Origin of the sequence: Lysobacter sp. CFH 32150 (assembly GCF_022758295.1) — a bacterium.
GTDB lineage: Bacteria > Pseudomonadota > Gammaproteobacteria > Xanthomonadales > Xanthomonadaceae > CFH-32150.
Genome location: NZ_JALDWJ010000001.1, coordinates 467,593 through 491,691, shown reverse-complemented (window position 1 = coordinate 491,691; position 24,099 = coordinate 467,593). Strand labels below are relative to the sequence as shown.

General features: G+C 58.4%; 28 protein-coding genes. 27 read left to right on the top strand and 1 reads right to left on the bottom strand.

Annotated features, from left to right (window positions below):
• Positions 1-51: 51 nt before the first annotated feature.
• Positions 52-837 (bottom strand): cytochrome c biogenesis protein CcsA, encoded by a 786-nt coding sequence (gene ccsA, locus MO486_RS02260; protein WP_242904224.1) that lies wholly within the window; start codon positions 835-837, stop codon positions 52-54.
• Positions 838-1,003: 166 nt separating this feature from the next.
• Between ccsA and ffh the strand changes: the two genes are divergently transcribed.
• From ffh to MO486_RS02125, 27 genes are all read left to right on the top strand, one after another.
• Entirely contained in the window at positions 1,004-2,371 is a 1,368-nt protein-coding gene (gene ffh, locus MO486_RS02255; RefSeq protein WP_242904223.1) for a signal recognition particle protein, read from the top strand.
• 74 nt (positions 2,372-2,445) lie between these two features.
• The gene (locus tag MO486_RS02250; RefSeq protein WP_242904222.1) at positions 2,446-3,348 is read left to right on the top strand and encodes a hypothetical protein; all 903 of its coding nucleotides are present in this window, start codon (positions 2,446-2,448) and stop codon (positions 3,346-3,348) included.
• Between the two features lie 171 nt (positions 3,349-3,519).
• Positions 3,520-3,774 carry a 30S ribosomal protein S16 gene (gene rpsP, locus MO486_RS02245; protein WP_242904221.1) on the top strand — a complete coding sequence of 85 codons (255 nt, stop codon included), beginning with the start codon at positions 3,520-3,522 and terminating at the stop codon, positions 3,772-3,774.
• 37 nt (positions 3,775-3,811) lie between these two features.
• Positions 3,812-4,324, top strand: coding sequence for a ribosome maturation factor RimM (gene rimM / locus MO486_RS02240; RefSeq protein ID WP_242904218.1), 513 nt, complete (start codon positions 3,812-3,814; stop codon positions 4,322-4,324).
• 14 nt (positions 4,325-4,338) lie between these two features.
• A complete protein-coding gene (trmD, locus tag MO486_RS02235) occupies positions 4,339-5,100 on the top strand; it encodes a tRNA (guanosine(37)-N1)-methyltransferase TrmD (protein WP_242904217.1) in 762 nt (253 codons plus the stop codon).
• Between the two features lie 125 nt (positions 5,101-5,225).
• Entirely contained in the window at positions 5,226-5,621 is a 396-nt protein-coding gene (rplS, locus tag MO486_RS02230; protein ID WP_242904216.1) for a 50S ribosomal protein L19, read from the top strand.
• 34 nt (positions 5,622-5,655) lie between these two features.
• On the top strand, positions 5,656-6,510 hold the full coding sequence (locus MO486_RS02225) for a Mut7-C ubiquitin/RNAse domain-containing protein (protein WP_255745552.1): 855 nt from the start codon (positions 5,656-5,658) through the stop codon (positions 6,508-6,510).
• A 13-nt stretch (positions 6,511-6,523) separates the two neighbouring features.
• Positions 6,524-6,928, top strand: a complete 405-nt coding sequence (locus MO486_RS02220; RefSeq protein WP_242904214.1) for an RNA-binding S4 domain-containing protein — start codon at positions 6,524-6,526, stop codon at positions 6,926-6,928.
• 463 nt (positions 6,929-7,391) lie between these two features.
• Positions 7,392-7,781, top strand: coding sequence for a toxin co-regulated pilus biosynthesis Q family protein (locus tag MO486_RS02215; RefSeq protein ID WP_242904599.1), 390 nt, complete (start codon positions 7,392-7,394; stop codon positions 7,779-7,781).
• 70 nt (positions 7,782-7,851) lie between these two features.
• Positions 7,852-8,793, top strand: a complete 942-nt coding sequence (locus MO486_RS02210; protein WP_242904213.1) for a type IV secretion system protein — start codon at positions 7,852-7,854, stop codon at positions 8,791-8,793.
• The gene (locus MO486_RS02205) at positions 8,790-9,551 is read left to right on the top strand and encodes a TrbG/VirB9 family P-type conjugative transfer protein (RefSeq protein WP_242904212.1); all 762 of its coding nucleotides are present in this window, start codon (positions 8,790-8,792) and stop codon (positions 9,549-9,551) included. The genes MO486_RS02210 and MO486_RS02205 overlap by 4 nt, the downstream gene beginning before the upstream one ends.
• Positions 9,548-10,747 carry a TrbI/VirB10 family protein gene (locus MO486_RS02200; protein WP_242904211.1) on the top strand — a complete coding sequence of 400 codons (1,200 nt, stop codon included), beginning with the start codon at positions 9,548-9,550 and terminating at the stop codon, positions 10,745-10,747. The genes MO486_RS02205 and MO486_RS02200 overlap by 4 nt, the downstream gene beginning before the upstream one ends.
• 24 nt (positions 10,748-10,771) lie before the next feature.
• Entirely contained in the window at positions 10,772-11,809 is a 1,038-nt protein-coding gene (gene virB11 / locus MO486_RS02195; RefSeq protein ID WP_242904210.1) for a P-type DNA transfer ATPase VirB11, read from the top strand.
• Positions 11,810-11,980: 171 nt separating this feature from the next.
• Positions 11,981-12,721 carry a lytic transglycosylase domain-containing protein gene (locus tag MO486_RS16460; protein WP_345779191.1) on the top strand — a complete coding sequence of 247 codons (741 nt, stop codon included), beginning with the start codon at positions 11,981-11,983 and terminating at the stop codon, positions 12,719-12,721.
• Positions 12,722-12,811: 90 nt separating this feature from the next.
• On the top strand, positions 12,812-13,177 hold the full coding sequence (locus MO486_RS02185) for a TrbC/VirB2 family protein (RefSeq protein WP_242904209.1): 366 nt from the start codon (positions 12,812-12,814) through the stop codon (positions 13,175-13,177).
• Positions 13,170-13,484, top strand: coding sequence for a VirB3 family type IV secretion system protein (locus MO486_RS02180; RefSeq protein ID WP_242904208.1), 315 nt, complete (start codon positions 13,170-13,172; stop codon positions 13,482-13,484). Before MO486_RS02185 ends, MO486_RS02180 begins: the two co-directional genes overlap by 8 nt.
• A gap of 129 nt (positions 13,485-13,613) precedes the next feature.
• On the top strand, positions 13,614-16,079 hold the full coding sequence (locus MO486_RS02175) for a VirB4 family type IV secretion/conjugal transfer ATPase (RefSeq protein ID WP_242904206.1): 2,466 nt from the start codon (positions 13,614-13,616) through the stop codon (positions 16,077-16,079).
• Positions 16,080-16,145: 66 nt separating this feature from the next.
• Positions 16,146-16,916, top strand: coding sequence for a hypothetical protein (locus MO486_RS02170; RefSeq protein ID WP_242904204.1), 771 nt, complete (start codon positions 16,146-16,148; stop codon positions 16,914-16,916).
• A gap of 145 nt (positions 16,917-17,061) precedes the next feature.
• Complete coding sequence (locus MO486_RS02165) at positions 17,062-18,177, top strand: type IV secretion system protein (protein ID WP_242904202.1); 1,116 nt, start codon at positions 17,062-17,064, stop codon at positions 18,175-18,177.
• A 3-nt stretch (positions 18,178-18,180) separates the two neighbouring features.
• Positions 18,181-18,672, top strand: a complete 492-nt coding sequence (locus MO486_RS02160; protein WP_242904201.1) for a DUF4189 domain-containing protein — start codon at positions 18,181-18,183, stop codon at positions 18,670-18,672.
• A gap of 81 nt (positions 18,673-18,753) precedes the next feature.
• Positions 18,754-19,293, top strand: coding sequence for a lysozyme inhibitor LprI family protein (locus tag MO486_RS02155; protein WP_242904200.1), 540 nt, complete (start codon positions 18,754-18,756; stop codon positions 19,291-19,293).
• Between the two features lie 59 nt (positions 19,294-19,352).
• Complete coding sequence (locus MO486_RS02150; protein WP_242904199.1) at positions 19,353-20,675, top strand: peptidoglycan-binding domain-containing protein; 1,323 nt, start codon at positions 19,353-19,355, stop codon at positions 20,673-20,675.
• 52 nt (positions 20,676-20,727) lie between these two features.
• A complete protein-coding gene (locus MO486_RS02145) occupies positions 20,728-21,321 on the top strand; it encodes a YdeI/OmpD-associated family protein (protein WP_242904198.1) in 594 nt (197 codons plus the stop codon).
• Positions 21,322-21,559: 238 nt separating this feature from the next.
• On the top strand, positions 21,560-21,910 hold the full coding sequence (locus MO486_RS02140; protein ID WP_242904197.1) for a DUF2200 domain-containing protein: 351 nt from the start codon (positions 21,560-21,562) through the stop codon (positions 21,908-21,910).
• A gap of 138 nt (positions 21,911-22,048) precedes the next feature.
• A complete protein-coding gene (locus MO486_RS02135; RefSeq protein ID WP_242904196.1) occupies positions 22,049-22,870 on the top strand; it encodes a cysteine hydrolase in 822 nt (273 codons plus the stop codon).
• A gap of 91 nt (positions 22,871-22,961) precedes the next feature.
• Positions 22,962-23,342: a VOC family protein gene (locus MO486_RS02130; protein WP_242904194.1), complete on the top strand. Its 381-nt coding sequence runs from the start codon at positions 22,962-22,964 to the stop codon at positions 23,340-23,342.
• An 81-nt stretch (positions 23,343-23,423) separates the two neighbouring features.
• Positions 23,424-24,098 carry a hypothetical protein gene (locus MO486_RS02125; RefSeq protein WP_242904192.1) on the top strand — a complete coding sequence of 225 codons (675 nt, stop codon included), beginning with the start codon at positions 23,424-23,426 and terminating at the stop codon, positions 24,096-24,098.
• Position 24,099: the final 1 nt, after the last annotated feature.

The following is a 24,099-nucleotide window of genomic DNA, read 5'->3' as shown; positions in this document are numbered from 1 at the left end:
GAACGGGCTCCGATCGGTGCGAAAGCTCGCAGGAAGCTCCAGCTCTACAAATCAAACGCGCTTCAGCAGCAACTCCAGCACGAACTTGCTGCCAAAAAACGCCAGCACCAGCAGCGCCATCGCGATCAACGTCCAGCGCACCGCCATCGCACCACGCCAGCCGTAGCGCCAGCGGCCCAGCAACAGGCCGCCGAATGCCAGCCACGACAGCACGCTGAGCACGGTCTTGTGCACGAGGTGTTGGGCGAGGAGGTTTTCGACGAATAACACACCGGTGAGCAGCGTCGCGGTGAGGAGGACGAAGCCGACGGTGATGGTGCGGAACAGCAGGGATTCGAGTTCGGTCAGCGGTGGCAATGCACGTAGCCAGCCGTGGAATTCGCGACGGCGGAGCGCGCGCTCCTGCGCCCACAACATCAGCGCAAGCAAGGCAGCGACCGCGAGCGTGGCATACGCGAGCAGGGCACACCACGCGTGCAGTTGCAGGCGCCAATCCAGGATCGCGATACTGGCGTGGCCGTAGTTCGCGTAGCCCAGCAGCGACACCGCGGCGATCGGAAACACGATCACGCCGAGCGCGGCCATCCGGCCACTGGCGTCATACAGCGTGGTCAATGCGGCCATGCCGAGGCCGACCAGCGACAGCGCGGCGAAGAAGTGCAGGTCCGCGCCACCTGCCGCTTGCCAGGCGTGGACGTGCGTCGCGGCGTGGATGGCCACTGCAGCGACGGCGGGCAGCAACCAGAGGCGCGCCGATTCCAAACCACGGGCAACCGAACGCACCAGCAAGCCGGCTGCGATGAGATAGAGGACGGCGGCGATGAGAACGAATGTCATTGCTGCAGTGTCGCATAGCGGCTGCTTCTTGTAGGAGCGGCTTATAGCCGCGAGCTTTGGTGCCTGGGAAAGCCGCAAGAGCTCGCGGCTATAAGCCGCTCCTACAGGGAAGGGGATTTCCCATCGGGCTATAATTCGCGTCCGTTTTCAGCCCGCCTTCGCCCCCATGTTCGAATCCCTCACCCAGCGCCTTTCCGGCACCATCGAGCGCCTGCGCGGCCGCGGCCGGCTGACCGAGGAGAACATCCGCGAGGCGACGCGCGAAGTCCGCATCGCACTGCTCGAAGCCGACGTCGCGCTGCCGGTGGTGCAGGCGCTGATCGAGCGCATCAAGGTGCGTGCGGTCGGCCAGGAAGTGCTGAAGTCGCTGACCCCCGGCCAAGCGCTGATCAAGGTCGTGCGCGACGAGCTGACCACGGTGATGGGCTCGCAGGCCAGCGACCTCAACCTCAACGTGCCGGCGCCCGCAGTGATCCTGATGGCGGGCCTGCAGGGCGCGGGCAAGACCACCACGGTCGCCAAGCTCGCCAAGCACCTGAAGGAGCGCCGCAAGAAGAAGGTGATGGTGGTCAGCGCCGACGTCTATCGTCCGGCCGCCATCGAGCAGCTGAAAACGCTGGCGCAGCAGGTCGACGTGCTGTTCTTCCCGTCGGATGTGTCGCAGAAGCCCGAAGCCATCGTTCGCGCCGCGATCGACGACGCGCGCAAATCCTTCGCCGACGTGCTGATCGTCGACACCGCCGGCCGCACCAGCATCGACGAAGCGATGATGGCCGAGATCAAGGCGCTGCACGCCGCGGTCGCGCCGGTCGAGACCCTGTTCGTCGTCGATTCGATGACCGGCCAGGATGCTGCGGTCACCGCCAAACACTTCAGCGAAGCGCTGCCGCTGACCGGCGTCGTGCTCACGAAAACCGACGGCGATGCCCGTGGCGGCGCCGCGCTGTCGGTGCGCTACATCACCGGCAAGCCGATCAAGTTCATCGGTGTCGGCGAGAAGCCCGACGGCCTCGACGTGTTCCACCCGGACCGCGTCGCCAGCCGCATCCTCGACATGGGCGACGTGCTGTCGCTGGTCGAGCAGGTCGAGCAGCAGGTCGACAAGGACAAGGCGCAGAAACTCGCCGAGAAGGTCGCCAAAGGCAAGAAGTTCAACCTTAACGACATGCGCGACCAGTTTGAGCAAATGCAGAACATGGGCGGCCTGTCCGGCCTGATGGACAAGCTGCCGGGCATGGGCCAGATCCCGGACGCAGTGAAGGCCCAGGTCACCGGCAAGGAAGTCCCGCGAATGATCGCGATCATCGGTTCGATGACGCCGAAGGAGCGCCGCAATCCAGGCCTGCTGAATGGTTCGCGCCGTGCCCGCATCGCCCGGGGCTCCGGCACCACCCCGGCCGACGTCAACAAGCTGCTCAAGCAGTTCCAGCAGATGGAAAAGATGATGAGCAAACTCGGCGCGGGCGGCATGAAGGGGATGATGCGGGGCATGAAGGGGATGATGGGTGGGCGGGGAGGAATGCCGTTCCGGTAATTCCGATCCGTTAGGCCTGTTACCTTATGCCTTAGGCCAAATGGGCCGAGAGTCATCCACTAAAGGGATTCGGGATGAAGAGCGCCTCTGCGACCGTTGCCGCCCTTTTGGCTATTGTGTTGCTGCTTTTCGCGGCTCCTGCTGTGCAAGCACAGCAGATTTTCTCATTCGTAAGTACGCCTGGTGATCCTATAGGCGCTGGGGAAAGTGGCACCTATACGCCTGCCAATACCTCTTCGTTCCAGATCAGTACTCAGGACGAAGGAATTGACATATATCTAACCGGTGGTTGGGACTGGCACATTAGTTTGATTGCGGGCAAGGGCGATACCTTGCACGAAGGTCGTTATCGCTATGTCGAACGAAGCAGTTTCCGCACCGGAAGAAGTCCGGGCCTCGAGGTCACAGCGATGGGGCGGGGTTGCAACGACATATCGGGCGAGTTCGGCATCAAACAGATCGAGTTCGACGCAACCGGCAAGATCGCCCACCTCGAAGCAGACTTTCTGCAATATTGTGACGGGCAACCGCCATTGGCGGGAGTCATCCTCTACAGGACCATGCCGCTGTCGCTGAAACTCATCTCAGCGCCGGGTGACTATGTCGGTCGGGGCATATCCAAGACCTACTATGGCGACACGAGCACGTTCGCACTCGCACCCAATTTGCAGGGGGGTGCTCGATTCGCCGTCTCCGGGCAGGGGAACGAGTGGATCGCATTCATAGATCCTCCCGTTGGTCAGCAACTCAGGGTCGGAACCTTCAGTACGAGCCGGCTAGCCACGGCTTCGACTGCCGGATTGGACTTCTATGGCAACAATCGCAACGGCTATAGGTGCAATCAATCGACCGGCACCCTGGTGATCAAGGACGTCCGGTTTATCGATGGTTTCGTGGTCAGGCTCCTGGCGAGCTTCACCCAGTATTGCGACGGTAACCCCGCGCCGCTCAAGGGCACTATCCGTTATCTGCTCTAGCAGTCGGCGCCCTTGCTTGGAAACCAAGCTCGGCGCGGGCGTGATGGGCGGCCGCGGCTTTCCGCCGATGCGCTGACTGATTCCTGGGGTTTCCTCGGCCCGATCAATGGCTTACAATACCCGGCTTACCTCGGCACGTCCGCCGACTGGGCAACACAGGAAGCTCCACCCATGGTCAAGATCCGCCTCACCCGTGGCGGCGCGAAGAAGCGCCCCTTCTACCACATCATCGTCACCGACAGCCGTAGCGCCCGCGACGGCCGCAACATCGAGCGCGTGGGTTTCTACAACCCGGTCGCTGCCGGCAACGAGAAGCGCGTTGAACTGAACCTCGAGCGCGTCAAGCACTGGGTGGGTCAGGGCGCACAGCTGACCGAGAAGGTCGCCGACCTGTACAAGCAGGCTTCCAAGGCCCCCACGGCCTAAGCCTCCAGGCCGCGCCACCGTGCGCGGCCATGCCTCCATGACAGAACAAACGCGCCGCATCCTGTTGGGCAGGATCCACGGCGCGTTTGGCGTTCGTGGCGAGTTGAAACTCGAATCGTTCACCGAGCCTGCCGCCACAATCTTCAGCTACCAACCCTGGACCTTGCGCGACGCGCAGGGGCGCGAGCGCGAGCTCACGGGCGCGCGCGGACGCGAGACCAACAAGGGCCTGGTCGCGACATTTGCCGACATCACCGACCGCGATGCCGCCGAGGCACTGCGCGGGACCGAAGTCTATGTACCGCGTTCGGCACTGCCGCCGCCGAAGCCCGGCGAGTACTACTGGGTCGACCTCGAAGGGCTGCGCGTGGTGAATACCGAAGGCGTCGACTTCGGTACCGTCTCGCACCTGTTCTCGACCGGCGCCAACGACGTGCTCGTCGCCCGCGGCGAGCGTGAGCGGATGATTCCGTTCCTCGAGCCCGATTACATCAAGTCGGTCGATTTCGACGCTGGCGTGGTCACGGTCGACTGGGATGCCGACTTCTAGAAGGTATGCCTCTGATGCGCATCGATCTCGTCAGCCTCTTCCCCGAGTTCGTCGCCCAATGCGCCGGCTTCGGGGTGGTCGGGCGGGCGCAGGAGCGGGGGCTGCTGTCCATCCACGGCTGGAATCCGCGCGACTACGCTGAAGGCAACTACCGCCGCGTCGACGATCGCCCCTTCGGCGGTGGTCCCGGCATGGTGATGTTGATCGATCCGCTGCGGGCCGCGATCCAGGCCGCGCGCGCCGCCGATCCGACCCCGACGCAGGTGGTCTACCTCAGCCCGCAGGGCGAGCGCCTGACCCAGGCCAAGGTCCGCGAACTGGCCGGACGCGAGCGCCTGATCCTGCTCTGCGGCCGCTACGAGGGCATCGATGAGCGCCTGATCGCGGCCGAAGTCGACGAAGAATTGTCGATCGGCGATTACGTCCTCTCTGGCGGCGAGCTGGCTGCTGCAGTCGTGATCGACGCCGTGGCCCGCCTGCAGGAGGGCGCGCTGAACGATGCCGAGTCCGCCGCCCAGGACAGCTTCGACGAGGACGGCTTGCTGGACTGCCCGCACTACACCCGCCCGGTCGAACATGAACTGGGGTCGGTGCCGGCCGTCCTGCAGTCCGGCAACCATGCCGAAATCGCCCGCTGGCGCCGGATGCAGGCCCTGGGCCGCACCTGGCAGCGGCGCCCCGACCTGATCGACGAAGCCGGGCTGTCCAAGGCCGACCGCAAGCTGCTGGATGCCTTCCGGGCCGGACCGGGCGCAGACCCAGCCAAATCCACGTAAGCCCCTAGCAACGCTCGGAAAATTGCCGCTATAATGCGCGGCTTAGCTCCATCCATGCCATGACGCGGGTCCACGTGCACTCGCGCAACAACATGCCCATCAGGGCAATTACAACAGGCCGTGCCATGAACAAACCCTCTCTCAACACGCTGCTGCAGAACTTCGAAGCCGAACAGATCCAGCGCGAGCTGCCCGCCTTCGGCCCCGGCGACACCGTTGTCGTCAACGTCAAGGTCAAGGAAGGCAACCGCGAGCGCGTCCAGGCCTATGAAGGCGTGGTCATCGCCAAGAAGAACGCCGGCCTGAACTCGGCCTTCACCGTGCGCAAGATTTCGCACGGCTACGGCGTCGAGCGCGTGTTCCAGACCCACAGCGCCGCCATCGACTCGGTCGAAGTGAAGCGCCGTGGCGCCGTCCGCTCCGGCAAGCTGTACTACCTGCGTGGCCTGGAAGGCAAGAAGGCGCGCATCAAGGAAGACCTGGCCGGCAACGCCAAGGCCAAGGCCGCTGCCCAGCAGTAATTGCGGGCTTGCGCTTCCGACGAACGGCCGCCTCATGGCGGCCGTTTGCGTTTCCGGGTACCTGAATGCACACGCCGCGCTGGTTCACAGGCGTACGCTCACATGGTCATGCCGACCACTTCGATCGCTACCTGTGTCATCGGTCTTTCGCCAATGTGAGTTCCGCTTTTATGAGGAGTTGAACGACTTCCTCAAGCCCGAATGGCGGAAGCGCAGCTTCACACATACCTTCGACGGCACACCGGCGGTCAAGGACCGGATCGAATCGCTCGGCGTACCGCATACCGAAGTCGATCTGATCCTGGTCGACGGCGACGCCGTGCCGTTCGCGCACAAGCTGCGTGGCGGCGAACGCGTCGCGGTTTATCCGATGTTCGAACGCCTCGAACTCGCCGGCACCAACCGGTTGCGTCCGCGCCCGCTGCGCCAACCTCGATTCGTGCTCGACGTGCATCTCGGTCGTCTCGCTGCCTACCTGCGCCTGCTCGGCTTCGACTGCCTGTATCGCAACGATTACCACGACGACGAGTTGCTGACGATCTCGCGCGCCGAGCATCGAACCGTGCTGACCCGGGATACTGGCTTGCTCAAGCGCGCTGCGCTCACGCATGGCGCCTTCCTCCACGCCATCGATCCGCGCCGGCAGCTGCGCGAGGTGTTGGACCGCTTCCAGCTCGAGTCACGCATCGCACCATTTACGCGCTGCGCGCGCTGCAACGGCGTGGTGGAGCAACTACCGGGCGAACAGGCTGCGACAACGGTGCCGGCCGACATTGCGCGTCGCCAATGCGATTTCAGCCGCTGTAATAGCTGCGGGCAGGTCTATTGGCCCGGCAGTCATCTGACGCGACTACGGCAACGACTGGCCGAAGTCGGCGTAACGATCTAACGTGGTTGCCGATATGAGCGAAACCGGAATCCAGGAACACATCCGCCTCGACCTCTGGCTCTGGGCAGCGCGCTTCTACAAGACGCGCAGCCTGGCCAAGCACGCGATCGAAACGGGCAAGGTCGACGTCGGCGGACAGCGAGCCAAGCCGTCGCGCGTCGTGCGGGTTGGCGACGCGATGCGCGTCATGCGCGGCGAGGAAATCTTCGAGATCGAAGTGCGCGGCCTGAGCGATACACGCGGCCCCGCCAGCGTCGCGCAAACGCTTTATGCCGAAAGCGAAGCCTCACGCGCGCGTCGCGAAGCCGAACGCGCGACCCGCGCCGCTGCGCGCGCGGGCTATCAGGCACCGGAAACCAAACCCAGCAAACGTGCGCGGCGTTTGATACGTGCGTTGGGGGATATCGACGCGTTGTAGGGGAGCCTTCAGCTGCACAGCCTTCCTTGACTGGCCCTGAGCCTCAGGCTAAGTTCTGTCCGGGTGTAACTGGTTCGGCATATGTAGCGGTACTAGCAACAGCTTGACGGGCTTGCGGGAAGCAAGTCTTGCGGGTGTGGGGAAGGATGCGGCCATTCGCTGGCCGATAAGGATATCCGGGGAAAAGAAAAGGACTGAAATGAGGGATGCCAGGGGAGGGCAGCGTCAGCGTCAGCTGATGCTTTCTATGTCAGGTCTCGGGCTGAGCAGCCCAGCCGTTGAGCTTTCAAGCCAATTTCATCGAGCGCCGTCCACGCGCCCGGCTGTCGGGCGTGTCCGTCGCCGGTCGTGCTTTCTGTTCAGCGCCTGTCGCGCGTGTCAATAACGTCAACACAAAAACTGCTGGTGAAGCGTGAACCATAGAATCTTAACTCGTATTCTTTCCCTGGCGCTGATTATCGTGATGACGGGATGCGCGACGACTCCAGTTCCAGATTTCAAGGGACGTTGGAAAGCGGTCAATCGCTATGCCGATACGCCGCAGGAAATCCCTCTGCATCAATCGTATGTGTTTTATCCGTCGCCGATGGATGGCACGCTCAAGAACATGCTGGTGCGCTGGGCGAAGGATTCGGATATGACTTTGTCGTATCTGCATCCTTCGGATTTCACGCTGCATGCGGCGGTAGCGCAGATCCATACCAGCAGCTTGCAGGAGGCAGTCTCCAAGCTGACGCTGGCTTATGCCGGGCAAGGCGTTGCGATCACGGCAGAAAACAACCAGATTGTGGTTCGTACAGCAGTGACATCAATGATCGCTCCTGCAGGTAACACGACAGCGTTAACACCTTGATCCCAGCAGCAGACACGGGATCAGTCGAGCAACGCGCGATCCCTCCATTCCCGCCACGGATGCAACATAGATGTTCGGAATAAGAGTAGGTACCCCGCAGGTTGAAAGTGTCGTCGCCAAAGCCGTCAATTTCGAGGTGACAGTTGCTGATATGGCGCGACGTAGCGAACGTCGCGCATGGCGGGTCGCATGGTCGGCAATCCTGATGGCGTTGATTCTGGCTGGTGGCTACTTCTATTTTCTGCCGCTCAAGGAGAAGGTGCCCTACCTGGTGATGGCGGATGCCTACACGGGCACCAGCACCATTGCTCGACTGACCGGGAATTTTGGCGATCAGAGCATCGCGGCGAGCGAGGCGCTCAACAAGAGCAACATCGCTCATTTCGTGATGGCGCGAGAGTCGTACGACAATTCGCAGATCGGGCAACGCGACTGGAACACTGTCCACGCGATGGCGGAACCTCAGGTGACCGCAGGCTATGCCCAACTGTATTCCAGTACAAATCCCAATAACCCGATCACGCTGTTTGGAAAAGCCAAGACGATTCGGGTCAAGATTCTCAGCTTGCAGTTGCAGGGCAGCCCGAACACCAACGAACAGTTCAAGACCGCTACGGTGCGCTTTCAGCGCAGCCTTTACGACAAGGCATCCGGCACATCCGAACCGATGGACAGCAAGATCGCGACGCTCGAGTTCGTATACAAATCCAACCTGAAGATGGACGACAGCAATCGCATCCTCAACCCGTTGGGTTTTCAGGTCACGGGTTATCGCGTCGACAACGATTACGCCGCTTCACCGCAGGCGGAAATCGAATTCTCCACGGCCCCTACTGTTGCACAGGCTCTCGGCGTGGGTGTTCCAAGCGTGCCGGCGGCGAACGCAGCTGATATTGCAGGCCCGACACAAGTGCCTGGTGCCACTCCGTTACCTCCAACCACCACAGCTAGCTCAACAACGATGCCTGCACCTGCAGCGTCCAGCACTGCGAATGGAGTTAGTACCCGATGAATTGCCTGCGTCTACAGAGCCTGGCCGCCTTGTTGTTCCTGGCGATCTCCTCGGCAACGTTGCCAGCTGCTGCCCAGGTCATCCAGGAATACGAGTACGAGCCCAACCGCATCTATCAGGTGCGGACTGGACTGGGCATCACCACGCAGCTCGAACTAAGTCAGAACGAGAAGATTCTGGACTACAGCACGGGCTTCAGCAGCGGCTGGGACCTGAGTCGACGTGACAACGTGTTTTATCTGAAGCCGAAGAATGTCGATGTCGACACCAATATGATGGTTCGTACCGCGACTCACTCTTACATCTTCGAGCTCAAGGTCGTCGCAACAGACTGGAAAGCGCTGGATCAAGCCAAACAGGCCGGCGTGCAATACAAGATCAGGTTCGTATACCCGAATGGCACCGAGTTCACCGCTGCAAACGAAGCGGAGTCCGCTCCGCAGCTGAGTACGCAGTTGGATAAGAGTCGGCAGTACAACTTCGACTATCAGTATTCAACGCGCACAAAGCAAGCTTGGTTGATTCCCGCCAACGTCTATGACGATGGCCAGTTCACCTACGTAAAGATGAGCGGGTTGAAAAGTTTGCCCACTGGCAATTTCCCGGCGGTGTTTGCTCGCGAGCGTGAGTCCGGCGAAGACTTCGTCATCAACACGACGGTCGAAGACAACACGATCATTATTCACGGCACCTATCCCTACTTGATCATTCGTCACGGCAGAAATGTCGTTGGCCTGCGCAGGAACAAGCAGAAATGAGCCAGAACACGCCGCCCAGCCACTTCGGCCAATCAGACGAGCATCTGAGGACCAATCCTTACTACGGCCAGCAACAAGGCACGGCGCCGGACCTGGATGCTAATGCCCCACTACTGCAGTCCAACGATGCGCAACGACTCAACCGTAAGGCGCTCGTTTTTCTGGCGGGTATTGTCGGCCTGCTGATCGTGGCTGCTATCTGGATGTTCAACAGCGCAACGTCGAGCAAGGACGATGTGGCCAAAGTCGATGAGGAAGAGATACGCATCCCCGATCTCCCCAAGGCGGCGACAGAGATACAAGTTCCGCTTCCGGCTGACGATGCTGCCGATCTACCGCCGTTGCCGCTGGTGGAAATACCATCCATGCAACCGCAGTCTGACTTTGCATCGTTACCATCGTCAGGCGGGTCCCCAATGGGGCCGCAGAAGCCGACCCTGATGGAGCGCCGCATGTTGAATAGCGCGGATGGTTCGTCGCAGACGGGCCCCGAGGGGGCAAGCACGGGGATGATGACTCCCGAATCGTATGCCCAGGCGATACTTTCCGCTCAGGGGCAGCAGGCACGTGAGCCGGCCCGCCCTGAAATCGCAAGCGCGCAACCTATCTACAATCCCGACACCTTGCTCGTACGCGGTACCTATATCCGCTGCGTGATGGAGACACGGATTGTCACCGACGTGCCTGGTTTTGCTTCGTGCGTAGTTGCCGAACCAACCTATTCGATCAACGGCCGTCGCTTGTTATTGCCGAAGGGTTCGAAGGTATCCGGCAAGTACCAGAACGACAATATCAATGGGCCACGCGTCTCGGTGATCTGGGATCGAATCACCACTCCTACCGGCCTCGACGTCAATATGGCTAGCCCAGGCGTGGACAATCTCGGCGGTGCAGGTCATCCCGGCGACTACGATGCGCATTGGGCCAGTCGTATCACATCGGCGCTTCTGATCAGCATGATCAGCGATGCATTCAAGTATGCCGGCGCCAAGCATGGACCGCAGAGTGCCTCAATCACCAATGGAGCTGTCGTCGTAGCACCATACGAGAGCAATACGGCTCGAGCGATGGAACGATTGGCCAATCAGGCATTGGACCGTAGCGTGAATCGCCCACCCACGGTGACGATCAATCAGGGAACCGTGGTCAACATCTATGTTGCCAAGGACGTGGATTTCTCCACGGTGCTGAGATAGAGATGGGTGCGACCACGAGTTGATATGGACATCGAGAATTCGCCAGTCGCGAGGATTTCGAATGACTTCCTTGAATACCAGTACAACGTGCTGGGCATTCTGGAATACATGAACTCTCCGGAGGTCACCGAGATATGTATCAACCGGCCGGGTGAGTTGTATCTCGAAACACGGCACGGCTGGCAGCGGCTCGAGGTGCCGACCCTGACCTTCGAACGCGCCCGGCAGTTCTGCACTGCGATAGTTAATGAGAGCAATACTGGGCAGCGCATCACGGACGCTGATCCTGTCGTATCACTGACATTCCCGACCGGCCAACGAGCGCAATTTGTCATTCCGCCTGCCTGTGACGCAGGCAAGGTGTCGATCACTATCCGCCTGCCTTCCAAGCACAGCAAGACGCTTCAGCAATACCAGGAAGACGGTTTTTTTGCCCAGATCCTTGAGCAGACACACGCGCTCAACGACCACGACCGGGAACTTCTCGACCTACGCGCTTCCCGCAATTACGCCGAGTTCTTCAAGAAGGCGGTTCTGTACAAGAAGAATATTGTGGTGGCAGGAGCCACCGGCAGCGGCAAGACGACCTTCATGAAATCTCTCGTCAACCATATTCCGGATGACGAACGCCTAGTGACCATCGAGGATGCCCGTGAACTGTTCATCGGTCAGCCCAATGTGGTGCACCTGCTTTACTCAAAAGGCGGGCAGAGCACGAGCAACATCACTGCCAAGAGCTGCATGGAAGCCTGTCTGCGAATGAAACCGGACCGGATCATCCTGGCCGAGTTGCGCGGCGATGAATCTTTCTACTTCATCCGCAATTGCGCCTCTGGCCATCCGGGCTCGATCACTAGTTGCCACGCAGGCAGCACCACCCAGACCTGGGATCAGCTGGCGTTGATGGTAAAGGCCTCGACTGAAGGCTCCGGACTGGAGTTCCAAGTCATCAAACGCCTATTGATGATGACGATAGATATCGTCGTGCACATTAAGGCGCATACAGGGCAACGTTACATTACGGGTATCGATTTCAATCCGGAGCACACGCATGGTGACTAATGGCGGCTATGCCGGTTGCGACCGTGCGCTGAATCTCGCTTGTTGACATCGCTTCCGGCGACATGAATTATTGGGATGCGATACCGGTGGATAGAACTGCAGATCGTTTAAGGGAGTAGTCGGTGCTGTAGACGCCGAGACAAGGATCAGGGGGTAGGAGTGTTACCTGGCATGGAGCTGATGAACTGCCCGAGCTTGGCAGTTCCCAATGAAGTCATGCACCACGTTGTGCGTGTGGAATCTTCGTTCAACCCCTATGCCATTGGGGTTGTAGGTGGACGACTAGCGCGTCAGCCCAAGACTCTTTCCGAGGCCTTGGCTACCGTGCGCATGTTGGAAAGCCGTGGCTACAACTTCTCGCTCGGTCTGGCTCAGGTCAATCGATACAACCTGAGCAAGTACGGACTCGATTCCTACGAAAAGGCCTTCCAAACCTGCCCGAACCTTCAGGCCGGATCGCGCATTCTTGCCGAGTGCTACGGTCGCTCCAGCGGCGACTGGGGTAAATCCTTCAGTTGCTACTACTCCGGAAATTTCGTCACTGGCTTCCGTCATGGCTATGTCCAGAAGATCTACGCATCGATAAGCGAAACTCCCTCAGTTGGCGCCGCCAATGAGGCCATCGAGGTGATCAGCAAGCCATCGCGGCGGTCGGTCGCAGTGTCAAGGCACCCGGTGTACGCGACGGGTCAGCAGCATTTGCAGTCGCAACGCGTAGCCATTTCGCTTGCGCCACCGGGATTACAGCAAAGTTCTGTGGATGCTTCCGAGCTGCAGTCTGGCGAAGTATCTGCCCCAAGTAGTACCACTGCTGTCGCATTGCAGGATACGCATCCGGTTACGGCTATGCCGACTCCAGAAGCCATACCTGCCGTAAACCAATCGACCATGGATGGGGCATTCGTTTTCTAATGCCCCCATGTACTGCCATATCGATAGCGGATGATTCGGTGTTTTTTGACTGCCTTTAAACCATTGTCATCATCAACGAGGGGGCTCTTCATGAACTTAAATGTACAAATCAAGAACACCGTTTCAGCTTTTGTCATGGCCGCTCTGTTTGTCGGAATGCTAGTGCTGCCTGAAATGGCATTCGCGCAGACGGCCAATGCAGAATCGAGGGTGAAGGGCTTCCTCAATAACATTAATAGCTTGCTCAATATCGCCTCGCTGGCAATCGTGACTATCGCTGTGATTTTTGCGGGCTACCAGATCGCCTTCGCTCACAAACGCATCTCTGATGTCGCGCCGATCTTGATCGGCGGCTTCCTGATCGGTGCAGCGGCCCAGTTGGCCAAGATGGTGATTCCGGACAATCCCACCACGACGGCCAGCGTCGTTCTGAATGCATTGCAGGCGTATGCATAAAAACGTGTTGTTCCGCGGTTGCACGCGCCCACCCATGTTTCTGGGGGTTCCGTATGTCCCCTTTACCGTTGGTGCCGGCGCGTGCCTGCTGCTCACGTTCTACATCAACATGTTCTGCCTGCTGCTTTTGCCGGTGGTCATCTTCGTGATGCGGCAGATGGCGCGGCGCGATGAGATGATTTTTCGCCTACTCGGTTTGCGTTGGCAGTTCCGGACGAAAGTCCGCAACTTGCAGCATCATTCCGGCATGTGGGTGTTCTCCCCCAATATCTATTGCAGCAACGCTGACAGGAGAGCGGAAAAATAGTCCAGTGCCACGCCACACATGACGATCTTCCATCTGTGATTCAACGGTTAAGCAGTCTGTGCAATTGCATTTTTGACAGCAAAAAAATCGTTCCCACCCTATCTCCACCAACACGGCAGTCCCAACCCAATGTTGACTCCCGATACACCCATCAGCGAATTCATACCGCTGTCCACACATGTCTCGCCTACGGTGCTGAAAACGACTGGTGGCGACTATTTGCTGGTGTGGCACCTTGGCGGGCTGCCATTTGTCGGTAGGGAAGAGTGGGAGATCGAACACCGGCACAATACGTTCAACCGCATGCTGCAGACCCTGCGGGCACCGGATTTCGTCAACGTGGCGTTCTGGGTACACGACGTGCGTCGTCGACGGAGTATCAGCACCCACAGTCGGTTCGACCAGGTCTTCAACCAAGACTTGTCCGACGGATATTTCGCGGGCTTGTCGACCCAGAAGATCATGCAGAACGAGCTGTACATCACCATGATGTATCGCCCGGTGGTGTCCGGTAAGCGCTTCGTCGAAAAATCGGCCGATCATCGCCAGTTGCAGGCCCTGCAAGATCAGGCGGTGGCGAAGATCCAGGAGTTGGCTGGCAACGTCGAAGCCGTACTCAAGGACTACGCGCCCTATCGCCTGGGTATGTACGAAGCAAGAAATGGTGTGGTGTTTTCTGAAGCGCTCGAGTTCTTTGGCTATTTGCTCAACCGCATCGACGAGCCTGTACCGGTGTTGCAAGCCCCGGTTTACAACTACCTGCCGGTCAGCCGGCATATGTTTTCCAACAAGACCGGCGATTTCGTCGTCAACACGCCAACCGGGGCGAATCATTTCGGTGCGATCCTCAATATCAAGGAATACACCGACGCCACTTATCCAGGCATCCTAAACGGGCTCAAGTACCTTGATTTCGAGTACGTCGTCACCCATTCGTTCAGTCCGATGGGCCGGCAGGATGCTCTCAAAGTACTCGACCGCACCAAGGGCATGATGATTTCGTCAGGTGACAAGGCGGTAAGCCAGATCATCGAGCTCGATCAAGCCATGGACCAGCTGGCATCCGGTAATTTCGTGCTGGGCGAATACCATTTCATCCTCGCCCTCTATGCCGAGAGCCAGGAAAAGCTCGCGCAGAACGTGGCTATGGCACGTGCCGAGCTGTCCAACGCCGGCTTCGTATCCGCCAAGGAAGACCTCGCAGTGGCGTCCTCGTTCTATTCCCAGTTCCCGGGTAACTGGAAATATCGAACCCGCTTGGCCAACGTCAGTTCACTCAACTTCTTGGGATTGTCTCCGCTGCATAACTTCGCAACGGGTAAGAAGGAGAACAATCCCTGGGGCGAGTCTGTTACGACCCTGCAGACTACCAACGGCCAGCCGTACTACTTCAATTTCCACGCCACGCATCCAACAGAAAACTCGTTGGGTGAAAAAGCCATCGCCAACACGATGGTGATCGGCAAGTCAGGTACCGGCAAGACCGCGTTGATAAACTTCCTGCTCAGCCAGGTGCAAAAGCTCAAGCCGTCACCGACTATTTTCTTCTTCGACAAGGACCGAGGCGCCGAGATTTTCGTGCGCGCCTGCGGTGGCAATTACCTTGCGTTGGAAAACGGGCAGCCCACCGGTTTCAATCCGTTTCAATGCGAGCGCAACGAGGCCAACAGTCAGTTTCTGGCCGACCTCATCAAAGTGCTGGCCGGCAAGCCGCAGTACACCGCGCGAGAGGATGAAGACGTCTTCCGCGCCGTCGAGAACATGCTCGACACGCCGCTGCACCTGCGCAACATGACCAATTTCCAGAAGAGTCTGCCCAACATGGGCGATGACGGCCTCTTTTCGCGTCTGCGCAAATGGACTTGCGGCAATGCATTGGGTTGGGTTTTCGACAATCCAGTCGACACCATCGACCTGCAGAAAGCGAACATCATTGGCTTCGACTACACCGAAGTCATCGACAACCCTGAAGTGCGGGTGCCGGTGATCAACTATCTACTGCATCGCCTCGAGGCCTTGATCGATGGCCGGCCGTTGATCTATGTCATGGATGAGTTCTGGAAGATCCTCGATGGCAGTGGCGGTCTAAAGGAATTTGCCAAGAACAAGCAGAAAACCATCCGCAAGCAGAACGGTTTGGGGATTTTTGCGACACAAAGTCCGGAGGATGCGTTGGCGAGTGACATTTCGGCCGCGTTGATCGAGCAGACAGCCACGCTGATTCTGTTGCCAAATCCCAACGCGAGCCGCGAGGATTACGTTGACGGTCTCAAGCTCACCGACGCGGAATATCAAGTGGTAAAAGCCTTGGACGAGCGCTCACGTTGCTTCCTCGTCAAACAGGGCCATGCGGCCAACGTCTGCCAGCTCAACCTGCGCGGCATGGACGACGCCCTCGCCGTGATCTCGGCGTCTACCGACAATATCGAGATCATGCATCGGGTGTTGCAGGAGCAGGCCGACGTCGCGGGTGTGTCCCCCAACGAACTGCGCCCCGATCAATGGCTCGATCGCTTCTATGCCGAACGCAAGGGGTCCGGAAAAGGCAAAGACAGCGCCAAGACACCCCGCGCCAAGGATCAGGCCCATGCGTAAACGATCACAAGTCAGCCAATCGGCACCTGCAAGCTCGTGTAATGCACCCATGGAGAGGAACTGCAAATGAGCCCGACCAGCACGCTCAAGTCCAAGCCCCTGTTTATGTTTTTGGCCCTGTTGTTGATCGGTGGTGGCGCTGCGGTGATGCCTCGGCCAGCCCAAGCGGTTGTTCCCTGTACCCCACCGCTGTGTGCGTCAGAATACACGCAGTTGATGAACAATTATGAGTTGATCATGCAGTACAAGGCGCAGATCGACCAATACACGGCGCAGCTGGACCAATACCGGACCCAGCTCAAGCAGTACGAACAGATGTACATCCAAGGCACCGCATACCAAGCCACGCCAGGCTTCCGTGAGAACATCGAGGAGCGGTTCCCAGAACGCGACATCAACCAAGGTGTTGCCGAGGCATGCGGGACAGCCCCGAAGAAAAATCCCGTCGGCCTACAACAACGCGACTACTGCGTGGCCATCGTCCAGACCCAGAACCGGCGCTATAACGCCATGCGTGCCCTGCTGAAGGACGTCGCAAAGAATGATGCAGACCTCGCGGACGCCAGCAGCGAACGCAGGCGCATTCCGAAAGAGAACTTGGGTGCGCTGCAGGCCAATACCAATTTGATCGCATCGATCCATACCAAGATGCAGAACGATGTCCAAAGCGCGAAGTACACGATGGATGCGTACAACGCCGCGTTGACGACATTGAACGATGACATGGTGCGCAGTGCCAACGTTGCCTTGAAAAACAAGAACGACCTGCTGGGCACAGCTGTGCAGGGTGCAACCTTACATCTCGCGCTCAAAGCGGCGCGTCTGCGCGATCGCTAATGTAGGAATCGGGGCGGATAGTCAATCCGGCCCAAAGGGCTGCGTCTACTGCTCTTGCGCAGAATTTCAGGACGAACAGGTTTCAGTAGAAAGAATCGCAGTTGGGTCAGCGACGCTGGAAGCGGTCCCAAAAATCGGATGGTTTATGGATAGCAGTGCAGCACTAGGGATGGTGGGTTCGCTTTTTGACTGGCTGAATTTTCAGGCGGGCAGCCTTCCCAACATGGTCTTCTTTTCGGAAATCAACGATTTCCTTGATGACGAGATCAAGGAATTCTCCGGCAACCTGCTCCAGCGGGTCGGCAAATTTGTCGGCAGTGTGGCGCTGTGGCTGACGACCCTCTGGATCATCTACCAGGGCTATCGCATCGTCACCGGTCAGTCCCGTGAACCGATGATGGCGCTGGTGACCAATTCCCTGCGGGCCGTGTTGATCGTAGGCATAGCTATCGGCGCGGCAGTGGGTGCCGGATCAACCTATCAAGTGATGACCAACGGCCTCAACGAGGTGGTTCGCGGAACGCTTACGGGCAAGGATGGCAAAAGCACTTACGAGGATATCGACAAGACCTTGGCGATCCTGCAAGTGGCGCTCGAGGTGATCGATGGAGTCGACACCGGCAACGATGTAATTACCGACAAGAACAAGGACCGCGCGCTGACATTTACGGGCGTGGGTCTGGGCGGTCCGGCGCTCATGGCGGCCACGATGTTGCTGCTGAACAAGATCGCCATGGCACTGATTGTGGGGCTGGGCCCGTTCTTCATACTGTGCTTGCTGTTTGACCAGACCAAGCAGTTGTTCAACAAGTGGCTGTATTACGGCATTGGCACAATCTTCTCGATGGCGTTTTTGACTGTGATGATCACCCTAGCGCTGGATATGGTGATCGCAGTGGGCACAGCGTTCTGGCTTCCCAGCGTGTGGTTGTCAACCGATACAGAAAGCCTGACCAGCATGGCGATGCAGCAGGGCGGAATGGGGGTGATCCTGACGATGCTGATTATTAGCGCGCCACCGATGGCGGGATTGTTCTTCAACGGAGTGATGGGCAGCTTCACGCCATACAGTGCGTTTGCGCAGCAACCCGGTCCTGCTGGAGCTCCGGGACAGCCGGGGTATCCGGCGTATAGCCCACCACCACCAGTGGCAAGCACAGGAACGCCTAGAGCAGCCGACTCAACTACTGGTGCGAGGCTCGCGGGTACGCAGCCATCAACTGAGTCGCCTACCGGCCAACGCGGACAGGCGAGGAGCTAACGGATGACTAAGTGGTGGTTCCCCTTTGGCCTGCTGGCTTTAAACGGTGTCGCATGGGGACAAACGGCTTGCCCCGGGGGGGTGTCGCCTGGAGACCCACGTTGCGGCCCATCGCCCAATGCATCAGTGCCTCTACCTCGTGGCCCTCAGTGGCAACTGACATGGGGGGCAATTGCCTCGGATAGCACTACAGGCGATGTTGGAACAACTGTCGGCCATCTCTCCAGGGGGGAAGCCAAGCGCGAGGCATTAAATAAATGCGCGGCAGGAGGGGCCAAAAAATGCAGAGTGGTGCTTGCCTACAAAAACCAATGCGCGGTTTACGTAGCGCCCACGGAAAAAGGGGAATCCGTTGCAGGCGTTGCCTTTGCGCAAGGTGGTCCATCCATTGACGTCGCGTCACAGTTAGGGATGTCGGCCTGCAGAGAGGCGCGTGGCGGCGGCGAATGCTCAGTTATTTATTCCGACTGTACGCGTCCGGTGCAAGAGAATTGATATTGGGAAGTGCATGCAACCTCCTCCGAGGTGCATTTCAGTTTCTGTCTGAAAATTTACACTGCTTGTAAGGGAGTCTTTATGAATAACAAAAAATTATTTCTGTTGATTACGATGGCTCTGCTAAGTGCCTGCAATGCATCTGCGCCTATGAGCAATGGGACTTCGTCTTCATCCGAGGCTTCAGCAACCACCTACGCGCCGGAAATGAGTGCGCCAAGTAATGCGACAACAGAGCAAGGTGCGGACATAGTGGGTGCGACCACTCCAGCCACTTCGTCATCCCCGACCATTGCCAACGGAGAAGCTTCCATGTTGCGAAACACCTACGATCAATGCCTTGAAGTCGCCAGTGGCGTCACCCCGGACATTCAGGATTGCATCGAACGGGAGTATGAATATCAGGACGATCGTTTGAGCAAGGCGTATCAGCTGTTGCTGTCAAGGCTAAATAACAACAAGAAACTCGAGCTTGAAGCAGAACATAAGAAATGGCTGTCTATGCGTGATGCAGAATGCGGTTTGGATGTGGAAGCAGGAGGGCAGGGTCAGCGGCTGGAAGCGAATGATTGCTTTCTGGAAATTACCGCAAGACGTGCAGCTGAGTTGGAGGCGCGCTGAAGCTATCTGCTTTTGGTAGGAGCCGCACGGACGATCTTGTTTTATAAAGGAGTTAGAGCATGGCGGACCAAAACGATTGGTATCTCGGCCAGTCATCACAGCGATATGAGACGGGTGGCCGTGGCGCGAGCACGATTTCTACGGGCAAGGGTGACAGAGGAGGCGTTTCTTACGGCTCTTATCAACTATCCAGCAAAATGGGAACGCTGCAGGAGTATCTCGATCAATCGCCATACAAGAGCCGGTTCGATGGGTTGCAGCCGACAACGCCCGAGTTCAATGCGGAATGGCGTGAGATAGCTAGGACCGACCCCGGGTTCGCCCGAGATCAGCACGATTTCATCAAGCGCACGCACTATGACGTGCAGGCTGGCAGGCTGAAAACCAACGGTCTTGATTTGTCTGATCGCGGTCCCGCTGTCCAAGACGCCTTATGGAGCACATCCGTTCAGTTCAGAGGGTTGACGCCGAGTATTTTTGACAAAGGATTACAGGAGAAGTTCGGAAAGGATTACAAGCTGTCCGAACTTTCCGACAAGGACATTGTCGGGGCCGTCCAGGATTATAAGATCAATCACAATCAGCAACTTTTCAGCAAATCTCCGAAATTGTGGGACGGCTTGTTGAAGCGTGGGGAGCATGAGAAAGCAGATCTGTTGGAGTTGGCAGGGCAAGAAAAAGCGATTGACCGACGCGGACAGCACCACGTCCCTGATGCGCATGACGCACGTGACGTGCACTCGCCTCACCGTGTCGCCAATGGCCTGCTGGAGCAGAACGAAAAGGGCTCAGATATCCGCGAGCTACAGCAGTCTTTGAACAAGCTGGGCTACCGCGACGCACAAGGCCATGCGCTTAAAGCGGATGGCGATTTCGGCAAACACACGAAAGAGGCCGTCGAGGCGTTCCAGCAGGCCCATGGGCTGAAGGTCGACGGCATCGTCGGCACTAAGACCCAAGAGGCTTTACGCCAACCAAACCACAAACCGCAGGTGACCGATCCGAACCACCCGGACCACGCCTTGTACGAACAGGCCTTGAAAGCAGTACACCAAGCAGAAGAGGGACGCAAGATCGGTCCTGGCGTGCACAGCGTGAATCTTGCCGCGGCCCTGGTGGTGGAGGCCAGGCGCGAAGGCATCACCCGGGTGGATCGGGTGGAATTGAACAATGATGGGACCTTGGCGCGCGCAGTGCAGGTGAATCCGAGCCGAGATGATCCACCGATAAACAAGAACACGGACGCGATCAGCACGAAGCAAGCGATCACTCAGCCAGTGCGAGAGAGTAGCGAGCAGTTGGAACAGGTGAACATCAACTTGCAGGCACGGCAGGCCGCGGAACGGAATCAGGCCCAAGCACCAGCCTTCGCTGCCCCGTAGGCATAGCGTGTCCATCGCGACCGACATCTACTGGCAGCGACAGAGTGACAACATGACGAAACCCACCACCGACGTGCCGACCAAGCTGTTCCGTGATGCTGCCGCCTGGGAGAAATGGCTGGTTGCACATGTCGGCGACGCAGGCGCCTGGTTGAAGATCGCCAAGAAAGGGCAGGGCGTCGTATCAGTGAGTTATGCCGAAGCGCTGGATGTGGCGCTATGCCATGGCTGGATCGATGGGTTGAAGCACGCCTGCGATGAGCAGTATTTCCTGCAGCGCTTCACGCCGCGCAAACCCAAGAGCCTGTGGTCGAAGATCAATATCGCCAAGGTCGAGGCGCTGATCGCCGCTGGCAGGATGCAGCCGGCCGGGTTGCGGGAAGTCGAGGCGGCGAAGGCGGACGGGCGATGGCACGCCGCGTACGATTCTGCGAGCAACATGGCGCCACCGGACGACCTGCTGGCCGCATTGGCGAAGAACAAGAAGGCCAGGCTGTTCTTCGAGGCGCTCGACAAGACCAATCGCTACGCGGTCTGCTGGCGAGTCCACACCGCGAAGAAGCCGGAGACGCGCCAGGCACGGATCGAAAAGTTCGTCGGGATGCTGGCCAGAGGCGAGAAGATCCATGCGACGGCAAAGAAATAGCTGGGGAGCGGCACTGGAGCGCACCCTGGAAGAGTTCTAGCATCGCTTCGACGCGATGGATGTCCTGGCGCTTTGCCGTTGGGAGGGGCGCTGGACACAGCACGCGCAACATCTGGGGCAACGCCCCATAGAGAAGCAATGAGGCTTGCGCATGGCATCGCTCCGCGGCTCGGCTTAGTTCAGGTGTTAGCGCCCGCAGTGCTTGCGCGTCGAGCCTAAATCTAGCGGAGGTGTGGCAATGCGCCAGGACAGAGTCTTCAAAATCAAGTTCTCGAGCTTGTACCCCCTGTACGTTAAGAAGGCAGAATCCAAGAACCGCTCGAAAGAAGAACTCGATCGAATCATCTGCTGGTTGACGGGCTACAGCCAAGAAGGACTACGGCATCAGATAGGAAGTGAAAGCGACCTTGAAACCTTCTTCGCCCAAGCGCCAGCGATCAATCCAAATGCTTCGCTCATCAAGGGCGTGGTGTGCGGCATTCGAGTGGAGGAGATCGAGAACCCGCTCATGCAGAAGATCCGCTACTTGGACAAGCTCATTGATGAGCTCGCAAAGGGTAAGGCGCTGGACAAGATTCTGCGGCGGTGACCCGTTCATGCGCCCATGTCACAAGCAACTCGGGTGCCAACAATTCATTCAAGCCGAAGCTGCTTCGCGGCTCGGCTTAATTCAGGCGTTAGGCGTCTTACAACCGACTTCCACTTGCACAAGGAGAGATGAGTGAACATGTCACATAAATTCACACGTCGTCAGGCGCTCGCAGTTATGGCTACACTCCCCTTGGTTGCGGCAGCGAAGGATCTCGTACTCAAGAAATCAAAGAAAGGTCGGGTTGTCACGCTCGACGCAAAACCAGAACCGATCGCGATTGATACCGCTACGGCCGCGGTAATCGTAGTCGACATGCAGAATGACTTTGGCGCTAAGGGCGGCATGTTCGACCGTGCCGGCATTGATATTTCCGGCATTCAAAGAGTGATCGGCCCCACGGCAAGAGTCCTAGCCTCGGCCCGCCACGCGGGCATTAGGATCGTATACCTCAAGATGGGGTATCGTCCCGATCTCTCGGATCTAGGTGCTCCCGACTCTGTGAATCGGGTGCGTCATCTGCGGTTGGGCGTTGGAAAGGCCGTTGATGCCCCTGACGGTAGGAAAAGCCGGATTCTGGTCCGTGACACCTGGAACACAGACATCGTCCCCGAGCTCAGGCCGGAGCCCGGCGATGATCTTGTCTACAAAACGCGATTCAGCGGCTTCTACGAAACCGACTTGGATGCCAGGCTCAAGAAGATGGGCATCAAGCACCTGATCATCGCCGGCTGCACCACAAGCATCTGCGTGGACTCGACGGTCAGAGACGCCATGTTCAGAGATTACTTATGTGTCTTGCTGGCGGATTGTATGAGCGAGCCCATCGGATCTGGCCTGCCCAGAAGCAATCACGATGCTTCTCTCTTGGCTGTCGAAGTTCTACTCGGCTGGGTTTCCGGCTCAAACGAATTCACAAAAGCCATCGAAGCGCCTCCGCCCACCGAAGGAGCCGCCTAACAATTCACTCAAGCAGAAGCCGCTTCGCGGCTCGGCTTAATTTAGGCGTTAGGTGCCGCCCCGCATACTGCCGCATTCCAAAGAGGTTCTTATGCACCACTCCCGCCTCTGCGCACTTTTGATTGATTGCCGCACATCGGATGTTGATCAGGCGGCCAGGTTCTGGGCCGATGCGCTTGGCCGTGCAGTCGACCCCGACCACCCCGGGACGCGCGGAAACTACCGCATGCTGGAAACTCCCCCGGATGAACCCATTGTCCAGATCCAGCGCGTCGAACATGAGAGCCGGGTTCATATCGACATTGAAACCGACGATATTCCAGCCGAGGTTGTCCGCTTGGAGGCTCTGGGAGCAGAAGTCGTAGAGCGTTTGGAACGCTGGGTGGTGATGCAGGCCCCTACTGGGCAGCGCTTTTGCGTTGTCCGGGTTCAGCGCCCTGGGTTCCCCAAGAACGCCACGCGCTGGGGTTGAAAATGGCGGCGACCCCTGGCAACGCATTCAAGCCGAAGCCGCTTTGCCGCTCGGCTTGGTTATTAGTCCCACTGGTTGATCATGCGCACACCTAACCCAAAGCAAAGGCTGGACTGGCGCAGAATTGCGCTTGCTGCAGCTGCCATCTCAATTGCTGCATTCAGTGCAGTTGCCATTCCATTGATTCGTCAGGAGTGGGCCGCGCGCGAAGAGCGAAGACTTGAGGCCATGTACGCAACCGGGCTATCGCCTTGCGGGCGATATCGCCCGAGCGACATAGACGCTCTGCTTAAACAATACTTGCCGGGGACGCCAACCGCCTCAATTACCGTAAGTCCTTCTTTTTCACCGACAGTGGCCATCCGCCTCATCGGCGAAGACCTCTACTATTTCGTCCTGGAGTTCCCAATCTATGAAATGGGTGGCAAGCCACCTCCCACGCTAAACACGAAGGGCGTCCCTGCTGTGCATCATTCCCGCGTTTCCAGCGAAATCGCACGTCAGTTGCCATTGATTCTGGCCAATGACATCAAACACGCTCAAGCGGAACTCCCGCTCGGGCTGGATGGGACGACCTATTACTTTCAAACATCCCAGGAAAACTGTGCGAAGGCTTGGTCGCCTGACACTGATACACGTGCAGGCCAGTTTGTAGCCCTGTTCGAACAGCTTGAAAAACGCGCACAACCTAACGGTATATCCTCGGTTGGCGATCATGAGATTCTGAAGAGCCTCAAGTTGCTGCAACCTGATTAAG